23 protein-coding genes and 2 tRNA genes are annotated in these 26,053 nt (G+C 67.9%); 18 read left to right on the forward strand and 7 right to left on the reverse strand.

Going from position 1 to position 26,053, the window contains the following annotated elements; all coding sequences use genetic code 11:
* Position 1 precedes the first annotated feature (1 nt).
* From CAM01S_RS11940 to CAM01S_RS11970, 7 genes are all read left to right on the forward strand, one after another.
* On the forward strand, positions 2-1,033 hold the full coding sequence (locus tag CAM01S_RS11940; RefSeq protein WP_066521861.1) for an Rv2578c family radical SAM protein: 1,032 nt from the start codon (positions 2-4) through the stop codon (positions 1,031-1,033).
* A 170-nt stretch (positions 1,034-1,203) separates the two neighbouring features.
* The gene (locus CAM01S_RS11945; RefSeq protein WP_066521864.1) at positions 1,204-2,406 is read left to right on the forward strand and encodes a sensor histidine kinase; all 1,203 of its coding nucleotides are present in this window, start codon (positions 1,204-1,206) and stop codon (positions 2,404-2,406) included.
* Entirely contained in the window at positions 2,403-3,578 is a 1,176-nt protein-coding gene (locus tag CAM01S_RS11950) for a hypothetical protein (RefSeq protein ID WP_066521869.1), read from the forward strand. The genes CAM01S_RS11945 and CAM01S_RS11950 overlap by 4 nt, the downstream gene beginning before the upstream one ends.
* Positions 3,565-4,266, forward strand: a complete 702-nt coding sequence (locus CAM01S_RS11955) for a response regulator (protein ID WP_245631635.1) — start codon at positions 3,565-3,567, stop codon at positions 4,264-4,266. The genes CAM01S_RS11950 and CAM01S_RS11955 overlap by 14 nt, the downstream gene beginning before the upstream one ends.
* Positions 4,267-4,276: 10 nt before the next feature.
* Complete coding sequence (locus CAM01S_RS11960; protein WP_066521872.1) at positions 4,277-4,924, forward strand: thymidine kinase; 648 nt, start codon at positions 4,277-4,279, stop codon at positions 4,922-4,924.
* 50 nt (positions 4,925-4,974) lie between these two features.
* On the forward strand, positions 4,975-6,024 hold the full coding sequence (locus tag CAM01S_RS11965; RefSeq protein ID WP_066521873.1) for an LLM class flavin-dependent oxidoreductase: 1,050 nt from the start codon (positions 4,975-4,977) through the stop codon (positions 6,022-6,024).
* A 104-nt stretch (positions 6,025-6,128) separates the two neighbouring features.
* Positions 6,129-6,205, forward strand: a tRNA-Pro gene (locus CAM01S_RS11970).
* A 66-nt stretch (positions 6,206-6,271) separates the two neighbouring features.
* Here CAM01S_RS11970 and CAM01S_RS11975 read toward each other — a convergent pair.
* Together CAM01S_RS11975 and CAM01S_RS11980 are read right to left on the reverse strand one after the other, a co-directional pair.
* Complete coding sequence (locus CAM01S_RS11975) at positions 6,272-7,240, reverse strand: metallophosphoesterase (protein WP_066521874.1); 969 nt, start codon at positions 7,238-7,240, stop codon at positions 6,272-6,274.
* Positions 7,237-9,882, reverse strand: a complete 2,646-nt coding sequence (locus tag CAM01S_RS11980) for a transglycosylase domain-containing protein (RefSeq protein WP_066521877.1) — start codon at positions 9,880-9,882, stop codon at positions 7,237-7,239. The genes CAM01S_RS11975 and CAM01S_RS11980 overlap by 4 nt, the downstream gene beginning before the upstream one ends.
* Positions 9,883-9,932: 50 nt before the next feature.
* Between CAM01S_RS11980 and sp36 the strand changes: the two genes are divergently transcribed.
* Positions 9,933-10,088 carry a Sp36 family protein gene (sp36, locus tag CAM01S_RS14865; protein WP_169795872.1) on the forward strand — a complete coding sequence of 52 codons (156 nt, stop codon included), beginning with the start codon at positions 9,933-9,935 and terminating at the stop codon, positions 10,086-10,088.
* Positions 10,085-10,549: a RidA family protein gene (locus CAM01S_RS11990; protein WP_066521881.1), complete on the forward strand. Its 465-nt coding sequence runs from the start codon at positions 10,085-10,087 to the stop codon at positions 10,547-10,549. The genes sp36 and CAM01S_RS11990 overlap by 4 nt, the downstream gene beginning before the upstream one ends.
* Before the next feature lie 30 nt (positions 10,550-10,579).
* Here the strand turns inward: CAM01S_RS11990 and acs are convergent, their stop codons facing one another.
* Entirely contained in the window at positions 10,580-12,520 is a 1,941-nt protein-coding gene (gene acs / locus CAM01S_RS11995) for an acetate--CoA ligase (RefSeq protein WP_066521884.1), read from the reverse strand.
* Positions 12,521-13,160: 640 nt separating this feature from the next.
* Here acs and CAM01S_RS12000 point away from each other — a divergent pair.
* The 9 genes from CAM01S_RS12000 to CAM01S_RS12040 all read left to right on the forward strand — a co-directional run bounded on the left by CAM01S_RS12000 (position 13,161) and on the right by CAM01S_RS12040 (position 21,148).
* The gene (locus CAM01S_RS12000) at positions 13,161-14,225 is read left to right on the forward strand and encodes a TadA family conjugal transfer-associated ATPase (RefSeq protein ID WP_083528003.1); all 1,065 of its coding nucleotides are present in this window, start codon (positions 13,161-13,163) and stop codon (positions 14,223-14,225) included.
* Positions 14,222-15,190: a hypothetical protein gene (locus tag CAM01S_RS12005; protein WP_066521888.1), complete on the forward strand. Its 969-nt coding sequence runs from the start codon at positions 14,222-14,224 to the stop codon at positions 15,188-15,190. The genes CAM01S_RS12000 and CAM01S_RS12005 overlap by 4 nt, the downstream gene beginning before the upstream one ends.
* Positions 15,191-15,274: 84 nt before the next feature.
* Positions 15,275-15,490, forward strand: coding sequence for a DUF4244 domain-containing protein (locus CAM01S_RS12010; RefSeq protein WP_083528004.1), 216 nt, complete (start codon positions 15,275-15,277; stop codon positions 15,488-15,490).
* A complete protein-coding gene (locus CAM01S_RS12015) occupies positions 15,487-15,837 on the forward strand; it encodes a hypothetical protein (RefSeq protein WP_157071552.1) in 351 nt (116 codons plus the stop codon). Before CAM01S_RS12010 ends, CAM01S_RS12015 begins: the two co-directional genes overlap by 4 nt.
* On the forward strand, positions 15,834-16,352 hold the full coding sequence (locus CAM01S_RS12020; protein WP_157071553.1) for a hypothetical protein: 519 nt from the start codon (positions 15,834-15,836) through the stop codon (positions 16,350-16,352). Before CAM01S_RS12015 ends, CAM01S_RS12020 begins: the two co-directional genes overlap by 4 nt.
* Positions 16,328-19,099 (forward strand): type I DNA topoisomerase, encoded by a 2,772-nt coding sequence (topA, locus tag CAM01S_RS12025; protein ID WP_066521895.1) that lies wholly within the window; start codon positions 16,328-16,330, stop codon positions 19,097-19,099. The genes CAM01S_RS12020 and topA overlap by 25 nt, the downstream gene beginning before the upstream one ends.
* Positions 19,096-19,764 (forward strand): dTMP kinase, encoded by a 669-nt coding sequence (tmk, locus tag CAM01S_RS12030; protein ID WP_066521898.1) that lies wholly within the window; start codon positions 19,096-19,098, stop codon positions 19,762-19,764. The genes topA and tmk overlap by 4 nt, the downstream gene beginning before the upstream one ends.
* Positions 19,765-19,795: 31 nt before the next feature.
* On the forward strand, positions 19,796-20,938 hold the full coding sequence (locus CAM01S_RS12035) for a DNA polymerase III subunit delta' (protein WP_066521901.1): 1,143 nt from the start codon (positions 19,796-19,798) through the stop codon (positions 20,936-20,938).
* Positions 20,939-21,072: 134 nt separating this feature from the next.
* Positions 21,073-21,148: transfer RNA gene (locus tag CAM01S_RS12040), tRNA-Thr, on the forward strand.
* A 56-nt stretch (positions 21,149-21,204) separates the two neighbouring features.
* Here the strand turns inward: CAM01S_RS12040 and CAM01S_RS12045 are convergent.
* From CAM01S_RS12045 to CAM01S_RS12060, 4 genes are all read right to left on the reverse strand, one after another.
* On the reverse strand, positions 21,205-22,398 hold the full coding sequence (locus CAM01S_RS12045) for a phosphodiester glycosidase family protein (protein WP_066521905.1): 1,194 nt from the start codon (positions 22,396-22,398) through the stop codon (positions 21,205-21,207).
* Between the two features lie 65 nt (positions 22,399-22,463).
* Positions 22,464-23,198, reverse strand: a complete 735-nt coding sequence (locus CAM01S_RS12050; protein ID WP_217999740.1) for an SDR family NAD(P)-dependent oxidoreductase — start codon at positions 23,196-23,198, stop codon at positions 22,464-22,466.
* 8 nt (positions 23,199-23,206) lie between these two features.
* The gene (locus tag CAM01S_RS12055; RefSeq protein WP_066521911.1) at positions 23,207-24,511 is read right to left on the reverse strand and encodes an FAD-binding oxidoreductase; all 1,305 of its coding nucleotides are present in this window, start codon (positions 24,509-24,511) and stop codon (positions 23,207-23,209) included.
* Positions 24,508-25,977 carry a UbiA family prenyltransferase gene (locus CAM01S_RS12060; RefSeq protein ID WP_066521920.1) on the reverse strand — a complete coding sequence of 490 codons (1,470 nt, stop codon included), beginning with the start codon at positions 25,975-25,977 and terminating at the stop codon, positions 24,508-24,510. Before CAM01S_RS12060 ends, CAM01S_RS12055 begins: the two co-directional genes overlap by 4 nt.
* Positions 25,978-26,053 lie beyond the last annotated feature (76 nt).

The following is a 26,053-nucleotide window of genomic DNA, read 5'->3' on the forward strand; positions in this document are numbered from 1 at the left end:
CATGCGATGGGACGGTCAGACGCTCGGTCACGAGCGCGCTGACGCGCTTCCGGGGCTCACCGGGCCAGCCGGTCTGATTCGATCGGTGTCCACGCCAGAGTTCGCCGGCATCACGTTTCACGAGATCGCCGCGAAGTCGGCGCTCAACAGGGTCCCGGGGCGTGATGGCAGTGTCTGGGGCTGGACCATCAACCCGTACCGGGGCTGTTCGCACGCGTGCGTGTATTGCTTCGCCCGCCCGACGCACCAGTACCTCGAGTTCGACGGCGGCGCGGACTTCGACCGCCAGATCGTCGTCAAGACGAACGTCGCCGACGTGCTCCGCACCGAGCTGCACCGGGCGTCCTGGCATCGAGACCCCGTTTCACTCGGCACGAATACCGACCCGTATCAGCGGGCCGAGGGGCGCTATCGGCTGATGCCCGGCATCATCCGCGCGCTCGCCGACTCCGGGACCCCGATGAGTCTCCTGACCAAAGGAACGCTGCTGCGACGCGACATCCCCGAGCTCGTCGCGGCGGCACAGCGCGTTCCGGTCGGAGTCGCCCTGTCCATCGCGATCTACGACGAGGCCCTGCAGGAACTCACCGAGCCCGGAACCCCGTCGACGGAGGCGCGACTCGCGACCGTCGCCGCGGTGCGCGCAGCGGGGCTCGACTGCTCCGTGTTCCTCATGCCAGTGCTGCCCTATCTCACGGACACGCGCGAGCATCTGCGCTCGGCGATCGAGCGCGTCGCAGCCGCGGGGGCGACGAGTCTCCTGCACTCGGCGCTGTTCCTGAAACCCGGCGTGAAGGAGTGGTTCATGGCGTGGCTCCAGCGCACGAACCCCGATCTCGTCCCGCGCTACCGCTCGATGTACGCCGGAGGGGCGTATGCGCCCACCGCCTACCGGTCGTGGCTGCGCGATCGGGTTCATCCGATTCTGCGCGAGTTCGGCTTGCCCGTTGGGCGAACAGATCCGGCAACCGGTTCGCTGTTGGTGGGGCACGCGCCGGCCCGTCGTTCGTTGGAACAACCCTCGCTCTTCTGACACCGCATCCGCCCCGATCGCCCGACCCGATCGCCTGACCCGATTGGGGTACAAACCAGAGCGGCGAGCGCCCGGTACTATTCAGATCGGCGGTGCACCGACCTTCTCAAGGGGTACACCACCTGGTCGGACGGTGCCGCAGCAGAGCCGTCCGCGGAAAGGACGATCGCGTGCTCGGCATTCCCACGCACCTCGCGCCGCGCGTGAGTGCCTGGTCGCTGATCCGCGCGTTCCACACCGGAGCGGTCGCCGCGCTCGTGCTCGCGATCGCGGTGCTCCTCGTATGCGGCGCGTGGATTCCGGGCATCCATGTCGTCGCACCGATCCTCGCGCTCATATGCTCGCTCGGCGCCGCCGCCGCCCACATCAGATGGAGCACGAGGTGGACAGCGGGTCTGTTCCTGCTCGTCGGCGGCGTCGGCTCGGGTTGGGTCGCGTTCGCCATCCAGCGCGACCTCGCCATGCTCGGCTACGTCGGATCGTTCCTCGTCTCGCTCGCGATCATTCCGCTCATCCTGGTGGGCGGAGAGCAGGCCGGGGCGGCTCGCGTGATCGGCTGGTCGCTCCTCGGTTTCGCAGTGGGGCGCGCTGCGACGATCATCGGCGCGGCACTCGCCGGCGGTGCCTACCGCCCCGCCGTGCTCTCCGTCATTGCACTGGGGTTCGTCGTCGGCATGATCGCGGCGGGCACTCGCCGGAGTCGACGCGCCCAGCTCGTGCAACCAGAGCTGCTGCTCGCCGCGCGCGATGAGCAGATGTGGCAGGTGCGACAGGAGATCGAGATGGAGGCTGCCGCGATCGTCCACGACACGGTCCTCAATCACCTCAGCGCCATCGCCCTCGCGCCGCCGGGAACGCTCGATCCGGAGCTCGCCCGCATGCTCCGCGACGACGTTGCGATGCTCGATCGCCGTGAATGGCTGCGACATGCCTGGGAGCCCGAACCGACGCCGGACTCGCATCCGTTCCTCACGATGATCGAGTCCAGCCGAAGTGCCGATCTTGCGATCACGGTTTCCGGGGATCTCGCCGTGCTCGGCACCCTCGAGCCGGAGGTCACCGCCGCGCTCACCGGAGCGGTCGGTCAGTGCCTTGCGAACGTGCGCAAGCACGCGGCGACGAACCAGGCAGAGGTGAGCGTGTTCGTCGACGGGCAGCGCTGCACAGTGATGGTCGTCGACGACGGCCGCGGGTTCGACGAGCGGACCACGCGGGAGGACCGGCTCGGTCTGCGCACGTCGGTGCGGCAGCGCATCGCGCGCGTCGGCGGGGAGGTGCGAATCTGGTCCGCTCCTGGAAGCGGCACGAGCATCATGCTGACGGTGCCGCGGAGCGCGCAGGAAGCGGTCGGCGCGCTCGGAGGGTCGCAATGAGCCCGAACCGCCGCGCGTCGGACACACCCCGCGTCGAGCTGGCATCGGTGCAGCGATACGACCCGCTCGGCGCCTATCGCGTTCGCCCGTTCACGATCGCGGTCAGCATCGCGTGGGTCGTGTGGTCTGCAGTGCAGTCGATCTGGGGCCGTGATGTCCCGGGGAGCCCGGCGCTCAGCATCCTGACGGTCGGACTGCTCCTCGTGGCGGCGCTGCTTCTTGCGAGAATCACGGATCCGGCGCGTGCTCCAGTGTCCAGAGGTGCCTTCGTCGCCTACGTCGCGCTGCTCGCGGTGGCGACGGTTGGGAGTGTCGCCGCCCAATGGGGTCCGGATCGGAACGCGTTGAACGACTTCATGCCGCTCGTCTGCGCTGTCGGAATCCTCGTGATCGCGCCATATCGCCCATGGTCCGAGCTCGTCATCGCCGGCAGTGCTTTGGCCGCCCTGTGCGTCTGCTGCTGGGCGGTCGCCGACGCGCGGTTCCCCGTTGGTGTCCCGCCGACCGTGGTGGCGCTCCTTGCGGCCGGTCCGACGCTCATCGCGACGCTGGCGAGCGCCGCGTTCTCGATGACCTTCGTGCAACTCGCCGCGCGGGTGCAGATCCGCGCGCAGTCGTATTCGATCGAGCGCGCGGACCGGGATGGCATCACGCGCACCGTCCAGGCGGACCGAGCCGTGATCCTCGCGCGCGATGTCGCCCCGTTTTTCGAGCGTCTCGTCCGCCAGGGCGCTGCATCGGCGGAGGATGCGGAACGGGCACGAGCGATCGCGGACGGCATCCGATCGGTCATGGTCGAGGATGCCGACCGGACCTGGTTGCAGCACGCAGTATTCGTGGCCGGAGGCAACGCCGACACGATCGATGATCCGGACGCGCTGGCGCGCACGATGAGCGCGGACGAGCGCGCCGTTGTCCGCGCCACGCTCCGGGCGCTGATCGCTTCGGCTTCCGTGGATCCGGCTGGAATCGCCGTCTCAGTCCGCCGCGTCGATCAGGAGGCACGGAACCGGTCCGAAATGCGCATTCACGCGCAGATCGCGGGCCAGGAATCGGATATTCGGGGAATGCTGAATCCCTATCTTGCGGTACTTCGAATGACGTTCCCGAGCCTCCGGATAGCGGTCAGCAACTCCAATCTCGCACTAAGATTCGCCTATGACCAGCGTTGACCCGAGCAGGCTGTCGGACGAGGACTCCGCGCTTCCTGCATCCGCACCGCGGCGCGTGCGGCTGGCCATTCTCGATGATCACGAGGTGCTGCTCGACAGTCTGTCGAGCTGGATCGCAGTGAACGCCTTCGACTTCGATCTGGCGCTCACGGCCCATACTTGGCTCGAGATGGTGCACAGCAGCAGCTTCCCGACCGACCTTGTGTTCCTCGACTTCCAACTCCGTGAGCCGGTGTCGATTGAAGCGCGGGTGCGCACCTGTCGGGCTGCCGGAGCGAAGGTCATCGTCCTCTCGAGCGTCGACACGCGGGAGTCCCGGGAACGCGCCCTGCAGGCTGGCGCAGCCGCGTTCCTCCCGAAGTCGCTGCCGATGCGCGAGGTCATGGACGTTGCGCGGCAGGTGATGGGCGTGGCCCGTGAGGCGCTTCCGCCACGCGATTGGCGACCCTTGCCGACCGGTGCAACCCCGCATCAGCGTCCGAAGCTGAGCCACGGCGAGGAAGAAGCGCTGAAGCTCTACGTCTCCGGCTTCTCGACGAACGAAGTCGCGGCGCGAATGAATGTGCAGTACGAGACAGCGAAGACATATCTGCGCAGGGTTCGCGAGAAATACGGCAAAGTTGGGCGGCCGGCTTCCAAGAAATCGGATCTGATTCGTCGCGCCGCCGAAGACGGCTATCTGCAATGACGGTCGGCTGATGGCGAAATTGTATTTTCGCTACGGCGCAATGAATAGCGGCAAGAGCACTGCGCTCTTGCAGGCGGCGTTCAACTACGAGGAACGCGGGCAGCGCGTGCTCCTTGCAAAGCCGAGCGTCGATACGAAGGGTGATGACGCCGTGGTGTCCCGACTCGGTGTGACACGTCCCGTGGACCTCTCGCTCGCGGCGGACGACGACGTCCGCGCGCTTCTGCAGTCCGCGCAAGCACTCGATCCGGAGGCGCGTCAACTCGATGGGATGGCGCGTCCGGTCCGATGCCTCCTCGTCGATGAGGCGCAGTTTCTGACTCCTGCGCAGGTCGACGATCTCCTGCGGATCGCAGTCCTCGATGACATCCCGGTATTGGCATACGGGATTCGGACCGATTTCCGCACACGAGCGTTCCCCGGTTCCCGTCGGCTGCTCGAGATCGCCCATTCCCTTGAGGAGCTGAAGACGATCTGTCGTTGCGGTCGAAAGGCCGTGTTCAATGCTCGGAAAATCGACGGGTCCTTCGTGTTCGACGGCTCGCAGGTCGCGATCGACGGCGTTGCGGTTGAATACGAGTCGCTCTGCGCGTCCTGCTATCTCGCCGAATCGCGGGGTGTCCTGTCCGATGAGCCGGATCGCGTCGCCAGCGAATAGCGGCGGCGTGTGTCGGGAATCCTGGTGCGCGGATGGCGGTTGGATGTGGCATGACCGCTGCCAGCCCCGTCCATCTCTCCGTGCTCGATCTCGCGACGCGTGAATACGGCCAGACCAACGCCGATGCACTGCGCAACAGCATCGCGAACGCCGTCGAGGCGGAGCGCCTGGGGTATGAACGATTCTGGGTCGCTGAGCACCACGGCATGCCCGGAATCACGTCGTCCGCTCCGGCCGTGTTGCTCGCCGCGATCGGAGCAGCAACGAGCACCATCCGGATCGGAAGCGGGGGTGTGATGCTCCCGAACCATGCCCCGTTGGCTGTGGCAGAGCAATTCGGCACGCTTCGAGCGCTCTACGGTGACCGGATCGATCTCGGTCTCGGTCGCGCTCCGGGGACTGACGGGCTGACCGCGATGGCGCTGCGCCGCACCGATCGCATGGACGTCGACGATTTTCCGGAGCGGCTCGCGGAGCTGATCGGCTTCTTCAATGGGATGGAACCGTCCAGCCCCCTCGCGCGGATCCGGGCCGTCCCGGGGTTCGGCGACGCGCCGGAGCTTTGGCTCCTCGGGTCGTCCGGCTACAGCGCGCAGGTCGCCGGCGCGCTCGGCGTCTCCTTCGCGTTCGCCCATCACTTCGCGTCCGACAACACCGAGGCGGCGCTCGAGCTCTATCGAGCGTCGTTCCGTCCGTCACGTTTCCTCGAGGCTCCCCGCGCGCTCATCGGCGTTCAGGTTGTGACCGACGAGGATCCGGCGGTCGTCGACGAGCAGTCCGCGCCCGGGATGATCTCGTTCATCCGGATGCGGCAGGGTGCCAAGCCGGAGCCGGTCTCCATGGACGAGGCTCGTGCCTACGAGTTCAACGACCTCGAGCGCCGGTTCATCGAGGCGAGGACCGCCCGGCAGGCATACGGCGATGCAGACGCCGTCGCATCGAAACTGAACGCGCTGCTCGCGTCGACCGGCGCGGACGGAATTATCGTCGCACCGGGTGCGGCCCAGTCGCGGTACCGGCGGCAGGCACTCGACGTCGTGATGCAGCTCCAGCGGAGCGGTCGATTGGTCGGCGCCACCCAGGAGGCCATGGTCCGCTGAACGTGGCGGCACCGGTCGGCCGCCGTACCATTAGTGCGGGTGGTCGGAAGCGACCTCGATCATCGGATAGACTGCTCGGGTTGCTTCGCACGAAGTGACGGCCACGGGGTGTGGCGCAGCTTGGTAGCGCGCCTCGTTCGGGACGAGGAGGTCGCAGGTTCAAATCCTGTCACCCCGACCAGTGGGAATGGCGCATCCGTATGGATGCGCCATTCGTCGTTTCCGGCGATCCATTTCAGCAGAGGGGTCAGCCTTCGGGTTCGTCCGTACGGGCGGTGAGGGTCACGACGACTGCCTCCGGGCGGCAGGCGAATCGAACGGGCGCGTAGATCGACGTCCCGAGGCCAGCCGACACCTCGAGCTGGGTGGAGGACCCATTGTGGCGCCACGTGTGCAGGCCGCTCGCATAGGCACGGGGAAGGTCGCAGTTCGTGACGAGTGCGCCGATCCCCGGGATCGCGACCTGACCTCCGTGCGTGTGGCCGGCGAAGACGAGCGCGGCTCGGTCGTCGACGAATGCATTCAGAATCCGCCGATACGGCGCGTGTGTGACACCGATACGCACTGGCGCACCCGATGAGTCGTCGCTCCACGCGACCTGGTCGCGCATTGCCTGTCGGCTCCGGGCCAGTGCGCCGAGGTCATCCCAGCCGCGGTGGCCGTCTGCGGTGCCGAGGAGTTCGATGCGGGACCCGCGCACCTCAACGGCGTGGGCTCGATTATTGCAGTCGAGCCACCCCAAGCTTTCGAAGAAGGCGGTCTGTCGCTCGACGTCGAGACCGGCAGGCCGCTTCTCGGATCCGTGCGAGGACGGCCCGGTGAGATAGGCGAGCGGATTGCGTGGCCGCGGGGCGAAGTAGTCATTTGATCCGTAGACGAAGGCACCGGGGATGCCGCGGAACGGCTCGAGTGCATACTCCACCGCGGCGTTCGCCGTCGGGTGCCCCAGGCTGTCCCCGGTGTTCACGATGAAGTCGGGCTCCACGAGGCTGAGATCGCGCAGCCACTGCTGCTTGTCGGTCTGCCAGGGTGCCATGTGGATGTCGGACAGGTGCAACACCACGATGTCGCGCGAGCCTGGCGCGAGAACGGGAACGGTCTCCCACCGGATCTGGAACCGTCGGCGTTCGACAGCGATGCCCCATGCAGCGACACCGAGACCCACGATGGCGGCGCCGGTTGCCAGACCACCGGTGGTCCGTGCGGCCGCGCTCACTGACAGTTCCCCGGGTCGGTGCCGTCCTTCTTACCGGAGAGCGTGAGGGTGATCGATGTGCTCGTGGGGGCCGTCGTGCCGGCGGCAGGGCTCATCGCGACGACCGAGCACTGTTGCGCGGCCGGTCCGGGTTGGAACGTCTGGCTGACCTGCACGTTGGTGTAGCCCTGTGTGGCGAGGTCCGATTTCGCATCGGCGACGGACTTGCCGACCTCGTTCGGCACCTGCACCTGGCTGCCATCGCTTGCGTACACGGTGACCGAAGCGCCCTGCGAGAGCCTCATGCCGGCAGTCGGCGCTGTCGACGTCACGGTTCCGGCCGGTGCCGAACCGGGCTGGGTGCCGCCGTTCACGGGCGTGAAGCCATCGGCGCTGAGTGTGGCCTCGGCCTGGGCGACGGTCTGCCCGGACACGTCGGGAACAGCGATCGAGTTGCCGTTGATCTCCTTCGCGGTGGGCGTCGGGAACGGCGTGGCCTTGTAGCGGGTGTTCACGATCGTCTGCGCCTTTCGCCAGAGCGACGCGCGCGACCCGGCGTAGTAGCCGTATGGGCCGCCGTACTGGCGAAGACTGATCGTTCGTCCGTCGGTGTTGCCCATCCAGGTCGCCGTGACCACCTTGTCTGTGCCGCCGATGAGCCAGATCTGGTCTGCGTTGTCGGTCGTTCCCGTTTTCGCGAACTCGTCCTGCCCGTAACCGTCGTACGTGGCACCGCCGGCTGCTGTCCCGTAGTTGAGCACGCTCTTGAGCGCATACACCGCGGTCTGCGCGATCGCCGGGTCGACGGCTTTCGTGCAGTTCTGCTTCTGCCCCCCGAGGCTTTCGCCGTTCGGGCCCGTGATGCTGTCGATCGCGATCGGCTCGCAGAACACGCCGTTGTTGGCGACCCCCGCGTAGGCGGCGGCCATCGTGAGCGGTGCGATGTTGTTGGTGCCGAGAATCGACGAGGCGTTCACCTGGGGAGCCGTGGTCGTCTTCTCGCCGCTCTTGTCGAAGTTGCTCGCGTTCGCGGTCCGCGGCTCGCCGAGATGCACCCCGAGCTTCTCGGCGACGGATCGGATCTTGCAGTAGTCGAGCTGCTGCGCCATCGCCATGTAGGCCACGTTGATCGACGCGGCAGTGGAGCTCAGGACCGTGCGGTTCCCGCTCTCGGAGCCCTCATCGTTCTTCGGCGTGTAGTTCACGTTCACCTTGGTCGAACAGGCGGTGTAGCTCGTGAACGCGCGGGGCGTGGCATTCACGGTCTCGTAGAGCCCGTGCCCCTGCTGCAGCCACTCGAGCAGGGTGAACAGTTTGTACGTCGAGCCGGTCTGGAATCCGATCGAGCCGCCGTACTGCGAATCGGTCGAGTAGTTGATGCTCGTGTCCGTTGTCTGGGCACAGGCGTTCGGGTCGGCGCCCGCCGCCGTGCAGGACGGCAACTGGTTGTAATTCTTGTTCTGCGCCATCGTGAGGATCCGGCCGGTACCAGCCTCGACGGAGTCGATGACGCCACCGAGCGCAAGGCGCTGCTCCGTGTTCGGCGCGTACGAGTCGATGAGCGCCTTCTGCTGGGCGTTCAAATCGAGGTTCAGGCTGGTCTGAATCTTGTAGCCGCCGGTCCGCCAAGCGGCGTCGCGGTCTTTCTGCGTTGCTCCGAGCTGGGGAAGGGACTTGACGATGTCGATCGCGTACTCGCAGAAGAACTGTGCGCCAGTCGCGCTCGTCGCATCGCAGCCCTGCGTCGGCGGCGTGAGGTGCACGTACTGCGAGGGATCCGTTGCGAGCGACTGCTGCAGCTGTGCCGGCGTGATGTCACCGGCGCTCGCCATCGACTTGAGGATCACGTCGCGGCGCGCCTTGTTCGCGGCGTAGAACTTCGGGTCCGAGAGGTTCCGCTGGTTCGGCGACTGCACGATCGCGATGATGGACGCCGCTTCTTCCGGTGTGAGGTTCGACGCGTCCTTGCCGTAGTAGTGCTGCGCGGCTGCCTCGACACCGTACGTGTTGTCGCCGAAGTAGGCGATGTTCAAGTAGGCGGTCAGGATCTCGGTCTTCGAGTACTTCTTCGCAAGGCCGATCGCGAGCTTCATCTCTTCGAGCTTGCGGCCGATCGACTGCTGGGTCGCCGCGTTATACGCAGCGATCTGCTCTTTCTGCGTGGGAAGCTCAAGCGCCTGTTGCATCTTGATGTTGCGCACGAGCTGCATGGTGAGGGTCGAAGCGCCGCCCGAGTCGCCGAGCGCACCGCCGGCTGCGCTGCCCACAGCGGCGCGAATGATCGACGGGACGTCGACCCCGCCGTGCTCCCAGAAGCGGCGGTCCTCGCCGTCGACCGCAGCGTGCTTCAGTTGGTCGCTGATCTGGTTGTACTGCAGCTCTTCGCGGTTCTGGTCGTAGATCGTCGCGAACTGCACCGGCTTGCCGTCCTGGTAGCCGTACAGCTCGTTGCGCTGCGGCAGGTCGCCGATCGTGATGTACTCGGGCAGCGATTCGAACACGCCGATGGTGGAGGTCGTCGTGACTCCGGCGACAGCGATTCCAGGCGTGACACCGACAGCGATCAGCAGACCTGCGAGCACGCTGAAGCCGATGAAGCCGAGGAAGGCGCCGGCTGCGGTAGCGGGCTTGCGCCCGGAGGCAGACGTCTTCTGGGCAGACATAGGATGCAGCCTAGATGATGCCCCCGACCCGCCACCTGACAAGGAGCCCCATGCGCTGGGAGTACCTGACCACCCCGCTGATCATCCACAACACCACCGCGATCCTGAACAATTTCGGCGCTGACGGGTGGGAGCTCGTGCAGGTCGTTCAGGGTCCGGAGGGCGGACTCGTCGCCTATCTGAAGCGTCCGAAGGCCGACGCGTGACGGTGTCGAGCCGGCTTCGGGAACTTGGGGTGAGCCTCCCGGCCGTCGCCGCACCAGTCGCCGCCTACGTCCCCGCGGTCCGCTGGGGCGATCAGGTCTTCACGTCGGGCCAGCTCCCGTTCGTGGACGGCTCGCTGCCCACGACCGGCAAGGTCGGCGCGGCAGTCGCAGCGGAGGACGCCACTGCGCTCGCGCGGCAGTGCGCGTTGAATGCGATCGCCGCAGCGGCACAGCTCCTCGGCTCCGTCGATCGGATCGAACGGGTGGTGAAGGTCACGGGGTTCGTTGCCTCCGACCCCGGGTTCACCGGGCAGCCGGCGGTCATCAACGGCGCGTCGGAGGTGCTCGGAGCCGTCTTCGGCGACGCTGGTGCTCATGCGCGCAGCGCGGTCGGAGTGGCGAGCCTCCCGCTCGACGCCCCCGTCGAGGTCGAGGTCGTGTTCGGCGTCAGCGCGGAGTAGCAGCAGCCGCGTTGGAACGGGCCGCCGCGATCACATCGCCGCGGCGATCTGGTCCATGACCGTGGGGTCGGCGAGCGTCGTGGTGTCCCCGACGCTCCGCCCCTCGGCGAGGTCGCGCAGCAGGCGGCGCATGATCTTGCCCGAGCGTGTCTTCGGCAGTTCGGGCACGATCACGACCGACTTGGGCTTCGCGATGGCACCGATCCGCTGCCCCACCCAGTCGCGGAGCGTCGTGCTCATCGCCGCACGATCGAGGCCGGCCGACCCCTCTGCCGTCATGATGACGAACGCGTGGACCGCCTGACCGGTGGTGTCGTCAGCAGCACCGACGACCGCGGCCTCGGCGACGCCCACGTGTTCGACAAGCGCGGATTCGATCTCCGCCGTCGAGAGTCGGTGACCGGAGACGTTCATGACGTCATCGACGCGTCCGAGCACCCAGATGTCGCCCTCGTCGTCGATTCGGGCGCCGTCGCCGGCAAAGTAGCGTCCGGGGAATCGTGCCCAATAGGTCTCGACGAATCGATCGGGATCGCCCCAGATCCCGCGCGCCATGGACGGCCAGGGTTCGCTGAGAGTGAGGTAGCCGGAGCCGCCCGGTTCGAGGGGGTGGCCGTCTTCGTCAACCACCTCGGCGACGATGCCCGGGAGCGGATCCTGGGCAGACCCCGGCTTCAGTTGCGTGACGCCCGGGAGTGCGGAGATCATGATCGCCCCGGTCTCCGTCTGCCACCAGGTATCGACGATCGGGGTCCGGTCGTGGCCGATCACGCTGCGGTACCAGTGCCACGCTTCGGGGTTGATGGGCTCGCCGACACTGCCCAGGAGGCGCAAGGTCGACAGGTCGCGTGCGTCCGGTATCGCTCGACCCGCCTTCATGGCGGCACGGACGGCGGTCGGCGCCGTGTAGAGCACGGTGACTCCGTATGTGTCGACGATGTCCCACCAGCGCCCTGGCTGCGGCTCATCGGGCGTCCCCTCGTACAGGACCTGCGTGGCTCCGTTGGCGAGTGGACCGTAGACGACATAGGAGTGCCCGGTGATCCACCCGATGTCGGCGGTGCACCAGTACACGTCGCGCTCGGGATGGATGTCGAATACCGTTCGGTGCGTGAATGCGGCCTGCGTCAGGTACCCACCTGATGTGTGAACGATGCCTTTCGGGCGCCCCGTGGTCCCCGACGTGTACAGGATGAACAGCGGCTGCTCCGCGGGGAACGCCGGTGCCGCATGCTCCGGGGCCGCCGCGTCCATCTGCTCGTGCCACCAAAGGTCACGCGCGTCGTCCCAGTCGACGGCGTTCTCGCATCGGCGGACGACGATAACGCGGCTGACACTCTCGGTGCCCGGTCCCCGAAGCGCCTCGTCGACTGCCGGCTTCAACGCGGACACCTGCCCGCGACGCCACCCGCCATCGGCAGTGATGACGAGGGTCGCCTGGGCGTCCTCGATTCGCGCGCGCAGACTCTCCGCGCTGAATCCTCCAAAGACGACCGAATGGATCGCGCCGATCCGCGCCACGGCGAGCATGGCGACCACCGCCTCCGGGATCAAGGGGAGATAGATGACCACGCGGTCGCCGGCGCGCACGCCGAGGTCGAGGAGCATGTTCGCTGCGCGCTGCACGGAGGCGGTCAATTGGGCGTAGGTGATCGTCTGACGGTCGCCGCGAGCTCCCTCGAAGTGGATGGCGACGCGGTCGCCGAGCCCCGCACGGACGTGGCGGTCGAGGCAGTTCTCGGCGACGTTGAGCGTCCCGTCGGCGAACCAGCGCGCGACGGGCGCGTCCGAGAAGTCGAGCGTCTGCGTGAAGGCGCTCCGCCAGTCGAGGAGCGATCGAGCCTGCTCCGCCCAGAAGCCGAGCCGGTCTGCGGCGGCCTCCTTGTACAGGGCGTGGCCGGGCGCATCGGCGGTCGCAGCGGATGCGCCTCCGCCGTCGTGGAAATCGGTCGAACGGGCCTCTGCCGTCATTGCGCGTCCTTTCGCCTCGTTGCGAGCTTCCGTCCGAGCCTAACGCGGGCGTCACGGAGCCCGCGGGGGCGCTCGGCGGACGGCCGCGGACCGCGCGCGAATCCCGCCCGGCACCGCTGCGGCATGGCATCGATCGTTCGGCGAAATGATGTCGTGCGAACTGTGTCTGATGGGGTACACTCAATCCAGTCGGGCTCGTTCCCGATGGCAGCGATTCACGGATTCCCCCCAATCCTTCGTTGTCCTGGCGGCACCTGTTCCCCCCAACTGGTGCCGCCTCTTTCTTTTTCCCGATCGGTCCAGTGCTCGCGTCGATGGACCGGCGTGTTCTCCCCGTGTCCCGCGTCGTTCCGGGGAAGACGGAGACAGACCGGTCAGTCGCCGGCCCCGAGCGGGCAAGCGCGGCTGGTGCCAGTTGTCTCGGCGCGCCGCGTGACGGCTGGCGCTGCACTCGGACATGGCGGCGTGGCGGAACGACATCGTCGGCCGGTGCTCCCATGCGAGCGTTAGGGTACGGCCCACCGATTCGGGGTACAAAACCAACGGGTCTGGCCCTGCACAGAAACGCCGATCACGTACACGTCCACAGCGGCGGACACGGGCCGAGCTGGCTGGACCCCGGCGAACGTATCGTCCGACCATGCCTCTCGCCCACGATCAGGATGCAGCCGCTGTCCACCCGCCGCCCCTGGCATTCGTGCCCGCTCCAGACGGTGTCGATCTCGTCCCGGCGCCGTCCGCGGGCGTTCGCCGCAACCGCGCCCTGATCGAGTTCGATGAGTTATATCCGTTCGTCGTCGATGGCTCCGTGTCCGATGTCCTGGCCGTCGGGGGCGGCAGCGTCTGGATCGATCGCGGCGGTGGTCTGGTGCGCACGGCGATCGCACTGCGTGAGGATCGTCTTCGCGAACTCGCCATCAGACTCGTCGGCCTCGGCGGTCGGCATGTGGATGAGTCGACTCCCGCCGCAGATGTCGATCTTGGCGAGGGGATCCGGGTGCATGTCGTTCTCTCCCCGATCAGCGTGGCCGGAACTGCGCTGTCCATCCGGCTGCCGCGGATCGAGATCCTCGGTCTCGCGGAACTCCATCGCGGGGGTCTCTTCGACGCTGCCGACGAGCGGTCGGCTCCGGATCGAGCGTTCCTCGAAGCACGCGTCCATGATCGGACGAGCTTCCTGATCAGCGGCGGAACCGGGACCGGGAAGACCACGCTGCTCGCAGCGCTGCTCTCAACCGTGCCGCCGCACGAGCGCATCATCGTGATCGAGGATGTCGCAGAGCTGCGGGTCGAGCATCCGCACATGGTTCGTCTTCAGGCGCGGCAAGCGAACAGCGAGGGCGCGGGCGGACTCGGTGTCGATCGTCTCGTCCGGGAGGCGTTGCGCATGCGTCCCGACCGGATCGTCGTCGGCGAATGCAGGGGTGCTGAGATTCGCGACCTGATGACCGCTCTGAATACGGGGCACCGTGGCGGCGCGGGAACGGTCCACGCGAACTCGCTCGCCGACGTACCGACGCGCCTTGAGGCGCTCGGCTTGCTTGCGGGACTTGCTCCGCCGGTACTCGCGCGGCAGGCCGCGAGCGCCTTCGATCTGGTGCTGCACCTCGAGCGCGACCGAACGGGTCGACGCCGCCTCGCCGCGGCCGGCCGCCTGCGGGTCGACGGGGAGGGTCGGCTGGACATCCAGGCGATGGTCCGGTGACCGAGAACTCCGTACTCGTGATCGCGCGCACCCTCGATTGCGTTCGGAGTCTCGTCGAAGGCGGCGTTCCAGCACGACGGGCGTGGGAACTGGGGTTCGAGATCGTCGGCGACGTCCGGCGATCCACGTCGCTCGCGGCCGGCGGGCCGATCGCGGATGTCCTCGAGGCGCCGACTCCGGCTGCATCGGCGGTTGCGACGCACCGGCGGACGGCGCGTTCGTCGGAGCAGGTCCGCGTGGCCGCAGCGTGGATCGGTGTGGGCGCCGTCTGGCGGCTCGCCGAGCGGACCGGTGCTCCCGTCGGGCCATCACTCTCGGCGATAGCCGGCGCGCTCCGTGACACCGCGGACGCTGACCGAGCGTGCGCCGTCGCGCTTGCAGGTCCCGCGGCGAGCGCGCGAGTCGTCCTCGTCCTTCCGCTCATCGGTGTACTGCTCGGCGCGCTCACGGGTGCTGACAGCATTCGCGTGCTGGTGTCGACGCCGCTCGGCTGGTGCTGCGTAATCGCGGCAGCCGGGCTTGTCCTCGCAGGGCATCAGTGGTCGGTCCGGATGCTGCACCGCGGCTCGCCGGAGCCGGGCATCTCGGGAATCCTGTTGGAAGCGTGGGGGATCGCGGTCTCGGGTGGCGGGAGCCTACGCGACGCCGAGACGGCCGTCGCGGATCTCTTCGCAGGTCAAGCGGCTCAAGCGGTCGTGGCATCCGAGGCCGCTGAGCAGTATCGACTCATCGAACGTGCGCGGGACCTGGCCGCAAGAGCCGGTGTGCCGGTGGGTCCCTTGCTGCGTCGTTCCGCGATCGATCTCCGGCGCGACGCTGCCGCGCAGTATCGCATCGCAGCCGAACGCCTCGGGGTCCGACTCGTCATGCCGCTCGGTGTTTGCGTGCTGCCGGCGTTCGTCCTCGTGGGCGTCGTTCCGATGCTCGCGGGCATCTTCTCCTCAACACCCCCGCTGCTGCCCTGAGCCACTCCCCGACGCCACCCGCCATGTCTGGGCGCCGGAGCGGCGGGGCGATGCTCGAACCACCTCAAGAACAGGAGAAACTCGATGCCCTCAGCCGCCATCCTCGGATCGCTCCGATCCAGCGCACCGGCCGCCGCGAAACCATACGTCTGGCGTCCCGATCAGGGCTCCGTGACTGCGGAGTACGCGATCGTCATCCTCGCTGCTGTCGCGTTCGCCGGAGTCCTCGTCGCGGTCATGCGCTCCGGCGAGATTCAGCAGATCCTGACCGACCTCGTGCGTGGAGCACTCGCGCAATGAGGTTGTCGATCATCCGCGGTCGCCGAGCTGCTGACACCGGCTCGGCGACCGTGGAGCTCGCTGTGGCGCTCCCCGTGGTCGCCGCGGTCCTCGTGATCGGCATCGGGGCGCTCTCGGCCGCTGCAGCGCAGATCCGGCTGCAGGGCATCGCCAATGGCGCGGCGCGCGCTGCGGGCCGGGGCGATGATGCCGCTGTTGCGGCGCTCCTCGCGCACGCGGACGGAGCCTCCGCGATGACGAATATCGGCGAGGCCGTGGTGTGCATCACGTGTCGTCGTCTCGTCGCGGTCGGTGCGCTCCGGCTTCCGCTCGAAGCCGAGGCATGCGCGCCCGCCGCTGGCGCATGAACGATCGCAGGGTTCCGGCCGACGGCGGCGCCGCCACGCCCATCCTGGCAACCGTCGCCATGCTCCTGATGCTCGAGACCGCGTCGCTTGGTGCGGCAGCGCACTGGCCCATGCTCCAGGCACGCGTCGCCGGTGCGACCGATGCGGCCGCCGTCGGCGCGGCGGCCGCGGCCGCGGGGCTCGTCGCCGGGGAGCCGTGCGCGGTCGCGAACGCCGTCGCGGAACGGTCCGGCGCCCGAGTGGAGGAGTGCTCGCAGGAAGCGGATGCGGTGGTCGTGTCGCTCAGCATGGCGACGGGGCTCATGGTCGCCAGGGCGCGTGCGCGGGCAGGGCAACCGTCGCCGTCCGCTATATATAGGTACGACACCCGCACTGGAGCGCTCGGAAGCACTGTGTATGGTGTGCCTGTCGGTCCGCCGACACATGACCTCCCGGCGCCGTCGATTCCGGACGCAGCCGGCCCGGTCAGCAGCATCGATCAAGGAGTCACGTGCCAGGCACGAAGAAGCTTGTGATCGTCGAGAGCCCCGCGAAGGCGAAGACGATCGCCCAATACCTCGGCGACGGATATGAGGTCCAGGCGTCCGTCGGCCACATCCGAGACCTCATCGAGCCGAAAAACCTCCCCGCGGAGCTCAAGAAGGGCGCGCTCGGCAAGTTCTCGGTCGACGTCGACAACGGCTTCCAGCCGTACTACGTCGTGTCCGATGCCAAGAAGAAGACCGTCGCCGAACTGAAGCGTGCGCTGAAAAACGCCGACGAGCTCTACCTCGCAACCGATGAAGACCGAGAGGGCGAAGCCATCGCCTGGCATCTGCTCCAGGTGCTCCAGCCGAAGGTTCCGGTGAAACGCATGGTGTTTCACGAGATCACCAAGGAGGCGATCCAACGGGCGAAAGATGCGACACGCGAGCTCGACAACGCGCTCGTCGACGCGCAAGAGACACGCCGGATCCTGGATCGCCTCTACGGCTATGAAGTCTCGCCCGTCCTATGGCGCAAGGTCGGTCCGGGTCTGTCGGCCGGGCGCGTCCAATCCGCCGCAACCCGACTCGTCGTGGACCGCGAACGCGAACGGCTTGCGTTCGTCTCGGTCAACTATTGGGATCTGACCGGAACGTTCGACAAGGACGGCGACCGCTTCGACGCTCGTCTCGCCCGACTCCACGGCACGCGCGTCGCCTCCGGCCGCGATTTCGACGACCGCGGCGCCGCGAAGTCGGACGCGGTGCTCCTCGACGAGGCCTCGTCGATGGCGCTCGCCGACGCGCTCAAGCGTGCCGAGCGCGCCGTCGTGCGCAGCGTCGATTCGAAGCCGTACACGCGTCGTCCGGCCGCCCCGTTCACGACGTCGACGCTCCAGCAGGAGGCGGCTCGCAAGCTGCGGTTCTCCGCACGGCAGACCATGTCGGTCGCGCAATCGCTCTACGAAAACGGGCACATCACCTATATGCGGACCGACTCGTCGTCGCTCTCTGAGCAGGCGATCGCCGCCGCACGGACGCAGGCCGCTGCGCTCTACGGTGCCGACTCCGTCCCCGCGAAGCCTCGCACGTACGCCGGGAAGAGCAAGAACGCTCAGGAGGCCCACGAGGCGATCCGCCCGGCGGGTGACACGTTCCGCACGCCGAGCGAGATGCAGAACGTCCTGCGGGGCAACGACCTGCGTCTCTACGACCTGATCTGGAAGCGCACCGTCGCGTCTCAGATGGCCGACGCCAAAGGCTCCACAGCATCCGTCGTGATCGGCGTCACGAGCGACGCCTCAATCCCTGGCCTCGACCTGACGGCGGACGGCATCGACGCGGAGTTCACCGCATCCGGCACGGTCATCACCTTCCGGGGCTTCCTCAGCGCCTACGAAGAAGGCACGGATGACGAGCGCTCGGACAACGCGGACAGCGCCGAGACGCGTCTCCCGGTTGTCGCCGAAGGCGACTCGATCGGTGTCGACGGAATCGTCGCGAAGGGGCACGACACGCTCCCGCCGCCGCGCTACACGGAGGCGAGCCTCGTGAAGACGCTCGAGGAGCTCGGTATCGGTCGCCCGTCGACGTATGCGGCGATCATCTCGACCATCGTCGACCGCGGATACGTCACGCCGCGCGGATCGTCGCTGGTACCGAACTGGATCGCATTCAGCGTGGTGCGCCTCCTGGAAGAGCACTTCCGCGACCTCGTCCAATACGACTTCACGGCCGAAATGGAAGACGATCTCGACCGGATCGCCGACGGGCAGCAGGATCGCACCGATTGGCTCAGCGGGTTCTACTTCGGCAACGACGACCAGCGCGGGTTGCGCGGCGTCATCGACAACCTCGGCGACATCGACGCGCGTGAGATCAACTCCATCGAACTTGCGCCCGGGCTCACCCTCCGCATCGGCCGATACGGTCCGTACATCGAAGCGCCGAGCGACGACCCCGAGCACCCCCGCCGCGTCAACGTTCCGCAGGACATCGCCCCGGACGAACTGACGGCGGAGAAGGCCCGCGAACTCATCGAGGCACCGGTCGTCGGCGACCGCGTGGTCGGCGTCAACCCCGAGACCGGAAAAGAGGTGATCGCGAAAGACGGGCGATTCGGCCCCTACGTTACGGAACGAACGCCGGAGCCCGAGGCCGAGGTCGACGCGCGGACAGGTGAAGTCCTCGACACCGCGAAAGGCGCTGTCACCAGTGCGGCGGGAAGTACGAAGACCCCGGCGAAGGCAACCGCTGCGAATAAGAAGGCCGCACCCCCGAAGGAGCGGACCGCTTCACTGTTCAAGTCGATGGACCCGCAGACCATCGATCTCGAAACTGCCTTGCAGCTGCTCTCGCTCCCACGCGCTGTCGGAGCCGATCCCGAGTCGGGCGAGCCGATCCTCGCGCAGAACGGTCGGTATGGGCCGTACCTCAAGAAGGGTACGGACACGCGGACCCTCCCCTCGGAGGACGCGATCTTCGACATCGACCTGCCGGGCGCGCTCGAGCTCTTCGCGCAGCCGAAGTACGGCGCCCGTCGCGCATCGAGCGCGTTGAAGGAGTTCGAGGCCGACCCGACCAGCGGAAAGCCGATCAAGGTCAAGGACGGCCGGTTCGGTCCGTACGTCACCGACGGTGAGACGAACGCGACGATCCCGCGGGGAGAGGACGTCGAGAGCGTCGACTTCGACCGAGCAGTCCAACTGCTCGCCGATAAGCGTGCGAAAGGACCGGCGAAGCCGAAGCGCGCCTCTGCCAAAAAGGCGCCGGCGAAGCGCTCGAGCACGAAATCGTGACGACCGCGCCGACGCAGTCGGACCGCCCGCGGGACGCCGGGTTCTTCCTCACGCTTGAAGGCGGTGACGGCGCGGGCAAATCAACGCAGGCCGCGCTCCTCGAGTCCTGGCTCCAGGAGCGCGGCCATCGCGTGCTACGGACGCGCGAGCCCGGTGGCACCCCGCTCGGCGAGCAGATCCGGCAGATGGTGCTCCACGAACGCGGCCACATCGCCCCGCGAGCCGAAGCGCTGCTCTACGCTGCCGATCGAGCCCACCACGTCGAGACCGTCGTCCGGCCCGCGCTCGACGACGGCATCGTCGTCGTCCAGGACCGCTACATCGACTCGTCCGTGGCGTACCAGGGCGTCGCACGACACCTCGGCGACGCGATGATCCGAACGATCTCCAACTGGGCGGCCGACAACCTCCAACCAGATCTCACGGTCGTCCTCGACATCGATCCGGCGATCGGCAGAGGCCGGATGACGCGGAGTCGCGGGGGCCTTGACCGGCTCGAACGGGAGGCCGTGGCATTCCACACGGCCGTGCGCGACGCGTTCCTCGCGATGGCGGGCAATGACCCGGACCGCTTCCTGGTGCTCGACGCTACGCGACCGGCGGAAGACCTCGGCCGAGCGATCCAGGCTGCCGTCGCCGCGCGCCTCCCCGCCGCGCACCGATGACCACGTCGGCGGCATCTGGAACGATTGCACCATGAGCGTGTGGGATGGCCTCACCGGCCAAGAAGAAGCGGTCGCCACCCTCCGCGCTGCCGCCGAGTCCGCCGACGGCTCCGGCACGATGACCCACTCGTGGCTCATCACCGGCCCTCCGGGCTCCGGCCGCTCAACAGTCGCGCGGGCGTTCGCCGCAGCCCTCGTGGGCAGCGGCCCCAACGACGACCGCACCCTGCAGCAGGTCCTCGCCGGAACCCATCCGGACGTCTCGGTGCTCACCACCCAGCGGGTCATCATCACCATCGACGAGATCCGCTCGCTGGTCACGGGCTCGCACTACGCCCCGTCCGTCGGCAGGTACCGCGTCATCGTCGTCGAAGATGCCGACCGCATGACCGAACGCACCTCCAACCTCCTGCTGAAGGCGCTCGAGGAGCCGCCGCCCGGAACCGTCTGGATCCTCTGCGCGCCGAGCGAGGCCGACCTCATCCCCACCATCCGGTCACGGGTGCGGTCGGTCCGGCTCCGAATCCCAGGAATCGAGTCCGTCGCTGACCTCATCGTCGCTCGGACAGGTGTCGACCGTCCGCTCGCCATGGACGCCGCCCGGCAGGCGCAGAGCCACGTCGGGATGGCGCAGCGCCTCGCCACGAGCACGGAGGCCCGAGACCGCCGCCGCCGCACCCTCGAGACCGTCCTCGCCGTTCGGACCGTCGGGGAGGCGGTGCTCGCCGCCGCATCCCTGCTCGCCGTGGCAGACGAGGACGCCAAGGCGATCACGCAGGAGCGGGACGCGGAAGAGCGTGAGGCAGCACTGCGGTCACTCGGTATTGAACCGGGTGGAACGGTGCCGCCTGCGCTCCGTTCCCAATTGCGCGCGCTCGAAGAGGACCAGAAGCGGCGAGCCACGCGCAGCCTCCGCGACGGTCTCGACCGCATCCTCGTCGACGTGATGTCCCTGTACCGCGATCTGCTCCTCCTCGGTCTCGGCGCGCCCACCGATCTCGTCAACCTGTCGATGCGCGACGAGCTCCGCGACCACCTCGCGGCCGTGCCGCCTGCAGCCGCGCTCGAGATTCTGGACGCTGTCACGCTCGCGCGGCAGCGGATCGCGGCGAACGTCGCCGCGCTCCTCGCGCTCGAGGCGCTCCTCGTCACCGTCGCCCGTGCCACCCGATAGCGCGCGAGCGCTGCGGAAGCGCGTCGGGGCAGCACGAGCCCGCGGCCGTTCCGGCCCGCGGTCATCGGGTCACGTGTCGCTGCGCCCCCGACCATCCTGTATTGTGGACACCCGTGCCGGTCACCGTCACACCCGCCGCCTTAGCTCAGTCGGCAGAGCGATTCACTCGTAATGAATAGGTCAAGGGTTCGATTCCCTTAGGCGGCTCCACAACGAACAAGCCCCCCGGCAGAAGCCGGGGGGGCTTGTTCCATCTCACACGCTGGTCACGAGCGTGGATACACCGCGACGAAGTCACGCGACGACGGCTGGATGTACCGACTCGCGTTCACGTAGGAGTTCGGCGGCGGCAACACGCTCGGCACGGCCGTCGTCGGCGTGGGATGGCTGTAGGTGATGTAGTTCGTCCACGACGGGTTGATGTCGAGTTCCATCGCGTTCACCGCACCAGCGGCCTTGAGCACGCCGGCGAGCGTGCCGATATCCATCGCAGGTCCGACGACCGACACGATCGACCCGTCGGCGCGCACCCCGATCGCACTGCGCCACACGTACGCGGCATTGCCGACCGTCCGGCCCCAGGCGACCGCGTTGGCCTGGTTTGCGTCTGCGGCGACGACGCCGTTCTGAATGAGCATGTTGAGGTTCTGCCGCACCGCCACGACGTTCGGTCCCGGGTCGCCGCCCGGCCACGCCTCCACGCTGACGTGTCCGTCGGCGGTGAACACCATCGACGCGGCGCCGGTGCGCAGCGGTATCACCGCGTGCCCGTTCTGCCAGTAGCCGCCGTTCGCGTCCGCCATGAGGAATCCCGAGTTGAAGGTGGCGAGGACGGAGCCGAGCTTGTCCGCCGGGATCTGGTTCGGGCCTCCAGCGGCGGGGCCGGGCACCTGGTAGCCGGGGTAGAGCTGGAACGACACCAGCTTCGGGTCCATCCAGATCACCTGCACGTAGTACGAGGTGTGGATGGTGTCGGGTCGGAGGAACGCGACGCGAGCAGCGGGGGAGCCGTTGACCGAGTACAGGGTGCTCCACTGCCCCTCGCCGGCGAGCGTCGGCGACGACACGATCGGCGTCAGATCCGCGGGCGCGGGTGACGTCGTGGGCGTCGCCGACGGTGTCGGGCTCGGCGTAGCGCTCGGGGACTTCGTGCCGACCTTCGGAAGCCCGCCGGCGACCGTTCCGCCGGTCTTCGGCTTCGTCAGCTGGTACTGCACGTGCTCGAGGCCCGTGATGGCCCATCCGAGCCCGTGGACGCGCCCCCACTCGGCGACACGCGCAGCCACGCTGTCCGTTCCCGGCGCCGCGAGCGCAACGCCGAGCGAGCCGCCGAGCCAGACGCAGATCGCGATCACGATGACGAGCACGCTCGAGATGACGGCTCGAACGGGCGTGCCGAAGAACCGGCTGAAGCCACGATAGGACCGGCGGTCCGAGCGGGAGGAGCGTGCATGCTGCATGGTGATGTTCCGTTGCTGGGTCGGCGGTGCACCGACGAGGTGAAGGCGGTCGGGTGACCGATGGACTAGAGGTCGAGGCGATTGAAGATCGGCGCGGGGATCGACCGCACGACCAGCATGATCGGGCGCCAGATCGCCGGCGCGTAGACGGTCCGTCGGCGCGCGGCGATCGCGGATGCGACGCGAGCGCCGACGTCGTGCGCGTCGGCGAGACGCGCACCCACTTGCGCAAGATGGTCCGTCATCGGCGTGCGCGTCGGCCCCGGCTTGATGAGCACGACGTGGACCTGCGATCCGGCGAGCCGATGCTGCAAGCCCTCGGCGACGCGTTCGATGAGGCCCTTCGCCGCCCCGTAGAGATAGTTGCTCTTCCGGCCTCGATCGCCCGCCACCGATCCGATCACGGCGATCGTGCCCCGGGTCATCCGGTCGGCGAACGCTTCCATCCAGAGCGCCGGCGACACTCCCGTGACCGTGAGCTGCTCGTGCGCGAGGCGGAGATCCTCCTGCGCCCGCTCCTGCGACCCCAGCGAGCCGTGGGCGATGAGGACGAGTTCGGGTGCGGACTCCTCGGTCAGGCGCGTCGCTGCGGCTGCGATCGCGTCGATGTCGGTGAGGTCGAACGCCTCCACCGTGAACGACGACGACGGAAGCCGCACTGCGAGGTCGGCCCGCACCGCATCGAGGCGGTCGGCGTCGCGGCCGATCAGATGTACTTCCGCGTTGCTGCTCGCCAGACGCGCGCGGAGCGTTTCCTGCGCGATGACGGACGTCGCTCCGACGATGACGATGCGTTCCACGATGCTGATCAGCTCCCCAGGAGTCGACGGGACAGATCCGAGCTGATGCCCGGATCACGGAAGGCGGCGAACGCGGCCGCACGCGGATAGCCGGCAGCGAACATCGACCGCGGCATGCGGGCGTCTTTCGCCGGATACAGCCGGCCGCCCGCTGCCATGACGATCGCGTCGAGTCGCGCGAACAGTTCCAGGGTTCCCGGTGCACCGGCGGGAAAGTCGAGGGCGAAGCTCACCCCGGGTGCGGGGAAGCTGAGCAGGCCGACCGAGGGAATGGTCCCCATAGTTTTCAGCACGCCGAGAAACGATCCGAGTCCGGAGGCCGATACCTCGGCCAGCATGGACCGGGTCGCGTCCGCAGCGTGCTCCGGTGGCACCAGGCTCTGGTACTGGTAGAACCCCTGCGGTCCGTACAGCCGATTCCAGTCACCGATGGCGTCGAGTGGGGCGAAGAACTGTCGGTAGTGCTCGATCGCGTGACCGGCGGCAGCTCGCTGCGCCCGGTAGTAGGCGCGATTCAGCAGCGGCAGGGTCGCGCGATTCACGCCGGAGAACGGCGGTGTGACCGGGACGGCGCGACGCCGATCCGCCGGCAGCGGGCGATCCGCTGCCGCGACCGGATTCGCTCGCGTGACCACCCCGCGTCGCCCACCATCGGTGGTGATGTCGATCCAAGCGACGCTGGAGTCCCAGTCGGCGCTCGCCGCGGTGATCGCGAAGAACTCATCGAGCGTCTCGAAGACGACTCGCTCCGTCGCATACCAGGGGCCGGGCACACGGCGCAGTCGGATGCGTGCGTCGAGGATCACGCCGGTCAAGCCGAGACCGCCGACCGTTGCGGCGAACCACTCGGGCTCGGTGTCCGGGCCGCACTCGATCACCGTGCCGTCGGTGCGGAGGAGTGTGATGCCGACCACGTGGTTCCCGAACGATCCGACCCGATGGTGGTTCTTGCCGTGCACGTCGTTCGCGATCGCACCACCGACGGTCACCCATTCGGTGCCCGGCGCGACGGCGAGCATCCAGCCGCGACCCGAGAACAGCTCCTGGATGTCGCGCAGCAGCACCCCGGCCTCGCAACGCAGGACGCCGGTCTCCTCGTCGAACGCGATCAGCTTGTCGAGGCCACGCGTGTCCCACAGGGTGCCCGCGGCGTTCGTGGAGACGTCGCCGTAGCTGCGTTCCATGCCGGCAGCGAGACCCGGCCGACCGGACGCGACCACGGCCTCCCGCGCCGATTGGCGATCGCGGAGCACGACGACCTCGTGCGGGTCCGCGCGCAGTCGTCCCCACGAGGAGACGGGAACGCGCGTCATAGCTGCACCACCACGGCTGCGATCGCAATGACGATCACGAGCGCGCCGGTCACGATGCTGGCGCGATCCCGGAGCGCGAAGACGACAGGATCGTCGTGCATCCAACCTCGGTTGGTCAGGATCCACGCGCGCGCGATCCAGTACAGGAGGAGCGGGACGATCAGCCAGAGCAGCACCGGCGCCTGATACAGCCGGTTCGCCGACAGGCTGTCGATGTAGAGCCCGAAGACCAGGGCCGATGCCACCCCGGACGTGGCGCCGAGCGCGAACAGCATCGTGCGGTCCGCCGGGATGTATCCGCGCTTGTTGCGGGAGACGTCGGACTCGCGAGACAGCTCGGCACAGCGCTTCATCAGCGCGAGGCTGAAGAACAGGAAGGCGCAGTAGAGCAGCAGCCAGACGGACGGCACGATGTGCAGGGCGGCGCAGCCGGCGAGGACGCGTGCGATGTAGAGGCACGCCAGGACTACGACATCCGCCACGAGGACGCGTTTGAGATACGCCGAATAGAGGATCGTTCCGACGAGGTAGACGCCGATCGCGAACGCGACGAGCGGATCGATGGCGATTGCGAGCACGAACGCCCCGACCGCGAACAGCAGTGCGACGATGAGGGCGCTCGGAATGCTGATCGCTCCCGAAGCGAGCGGACGGAATCGCTTGCGGCTGTGCGCGCGGTCCGCGTCGAGGTCACCGAGATCGTTCCAGATGTACACGGCGCTGGTCAGCGCGGTGAAGGCGACGAACACGAGCACGCTCGCCTCGACATCCGACCAGCTGCGGTCGCGGAGGCTCGCGAGGAGCGGGAGGAAGACGAGCAGGTTCTTCACCGACTGATGGATGCGGATCTGCCGCACCCAGGCGCGCCAACCGGCCCGGGTTCGAGCCGTCGTATCGATCGTTGCGACGTCGATGCCGAGGCTGCGCACGCTGCGGATGACGGCGGCATCTGCGTCGACAGCGACCGCCCGGGCAGCATGCCGCCACACCGCGACATCGCGGCGCGAATCCCCGACATAGACGAAGCCGCGCTCGCCGTACCGGGCGACCAGCGCCTCCGCTTTCGTCGCGCCGGCGAGGTTGTGCTCTCCCGACGTGGCGATGACGTCATCCATGAGGTGGTGCACAGCGGCGACCTGGTGCGCCCAACGCTCCGGTGACGCAGTGGCGAGGACGGTCCGCGCACCCAGAGCCCGCTCCGTCCGGACGAGGTCGAGGACGGGTTCCTTGAACGGCAGGTCTGCGACGTCGATCGACACGCGATCAGCGAGCCACTGCTTCAGGCGAGCGCGTCCACGAAGCACCATGACGATGAGCACGAGAATGCGGAGCGGGTTCGGAGCGATGTATCGCACCGCCGCTTCCCAGAGCAGGTCGGTCCGGATCAGCGTGTGGTCGAGATCGACGCACAGCACGGCAGTCTGCGTTCGCGGCGCAGGTCGTGTCGCGGGCGCACTGTCGATCATGCACGACCTTCCATACCGTGAGGGCCGACGAGCGGATGTGTCGTCGAGGCCTTGCTTTCACGGAACAGAGATCGGG

This window comes from Curtobacterium ammoniigenes NBRC 101786 (assembly GCF_001571045.1).
GTDB classification, from domain to species: domain Bacteria; phylum Actinomycetota; class Actinomycetes; order Actinomycetales; family Microbacteriaceae; genus Curtobacterium; species Curtobacterium ammoniigenes.

What these genes read in the sequence shown, in the direction of transcription:
- CAM01S_RS12010 (WP_083528004.1), top strand. Translation starts at nt 15,275, where the DNA reads ATGCCCTCAGCCGCCATCCTCGGATCGCTCCGATCCAGCGCACCGGCC.
- CAM01S_RS12035 (WP_066521901.1), top strand. Translation starts at nt 19,796, where the DNA reads ATGAGCGTGTGGGATGGCCTCACCGGCCAAGAAGAAGCGGTCGCCACC.
- CAM01S_RS12020 (WP_157071553.1), top strand. Translation starts at nt 15,834, where the DNA reads ATGAACGATCGCAGGGTTCCGGCCGACGGCGGCGCCGCCACGCCCATC.
- CAM01S_RS11980 (WP_066521877.1), bottom strand. Translation starts at nt 9,882, where the DNA reads ATGTCTGCCCAGAAGACGTCTGCCTCCGGGCGCAAGCCCGCTACCGCA.
- CAM01S_RS11940 (WP_066521861.1), top strand. Translation starts at nt 2, where the DNA reads ATGCGATGGGACGGTCAGACGCTCGGTCACGAGCGCGCTGACGCGCTT.
- CAM01S_RS12015 (WP_157071552.1), top strand. Translation starts at nt 15,487, where the DNA reads ATGAGGTTGTCGATCATCCGCGGTCGCCGAGCTGCTGACACCGGCTCG.
- acs (WP_066521884.1), bottom strand. Translation starts at nt 12,520, where the DNA reads ATGACGGCAGAGGCCCGTTCGACCGATTTCCACGACGGCGGAGGCGCA.
- CAM01S_RS12000 (WP_083528003.1), top strand. Translation starts at nt 13,161, where the DNA reads ATGCCTCTCGCCCACGATCAGGATGCAGCCGCTGTCCACCCGCCGCCC.
- CAM01S_RS12045 (WP_066521905.1), bottom strand. Translation starts at nt 22,398, where the DNA reads ATGCAGCATGCACGCTCCTCCCGCTCGGACCGCCGGTCCTATCGTGGC.
- CAM01S_RS11950 (WP_066521869.1), top strand. Translation starts at nt 2,403, where the DNA reads ATGAGCCCGAACCGCCGCGCGTCGGACACACCCCGCGTCGAGCTGGCA.
- CAM01S_RS12055 (WP_066521911.1), bottom strand. Translation starts at nt 24,511, where the DNA reads ATGACGCGCGTTCCCGTCTCCTCGTGGGGACGACTGCGCGCGGACCCG.
- sp36 (WP_169795872.1), top strand. Translation starts at nt 9,933, where the DNA reads ATGCGCTGGGAGTACCTGACCACCCCGCTGATCATCCACAACACCACC.
- CAM01S_RS11965 (WP_066521873.1), top strand. Translation starts at nt 4,975, where the DNA reads ATGACCGCTGCCAGCCCCGTCCATCTCTCCGTGCTCGATCTCGCGACG.
- CAM01S_RS11960 (WP_066521872.1), top strand. Translation starts at nt 4,277, where the DNA reads ATGGCGAAATTGTATTTTCGCTACGGCGCAATGAATAGCGGCAAGAGC.
- CAM01S_RS12060 (WP_066521920.1), bottom strand. Translation starts at nt 25,977, where the DNA reads ATGATCGACAGTGCGCCCGCGACACGACCTGCGCCGCGAACGCAGACT.
- CAM01S_RS11955 (WP_245631635.1), top strand. Translation starts at nt 3,565, where the DNA reads ATGACCAGCGTTGACCCGAGCAGGCTGTCGGACGAGGACTCCGCGCTT.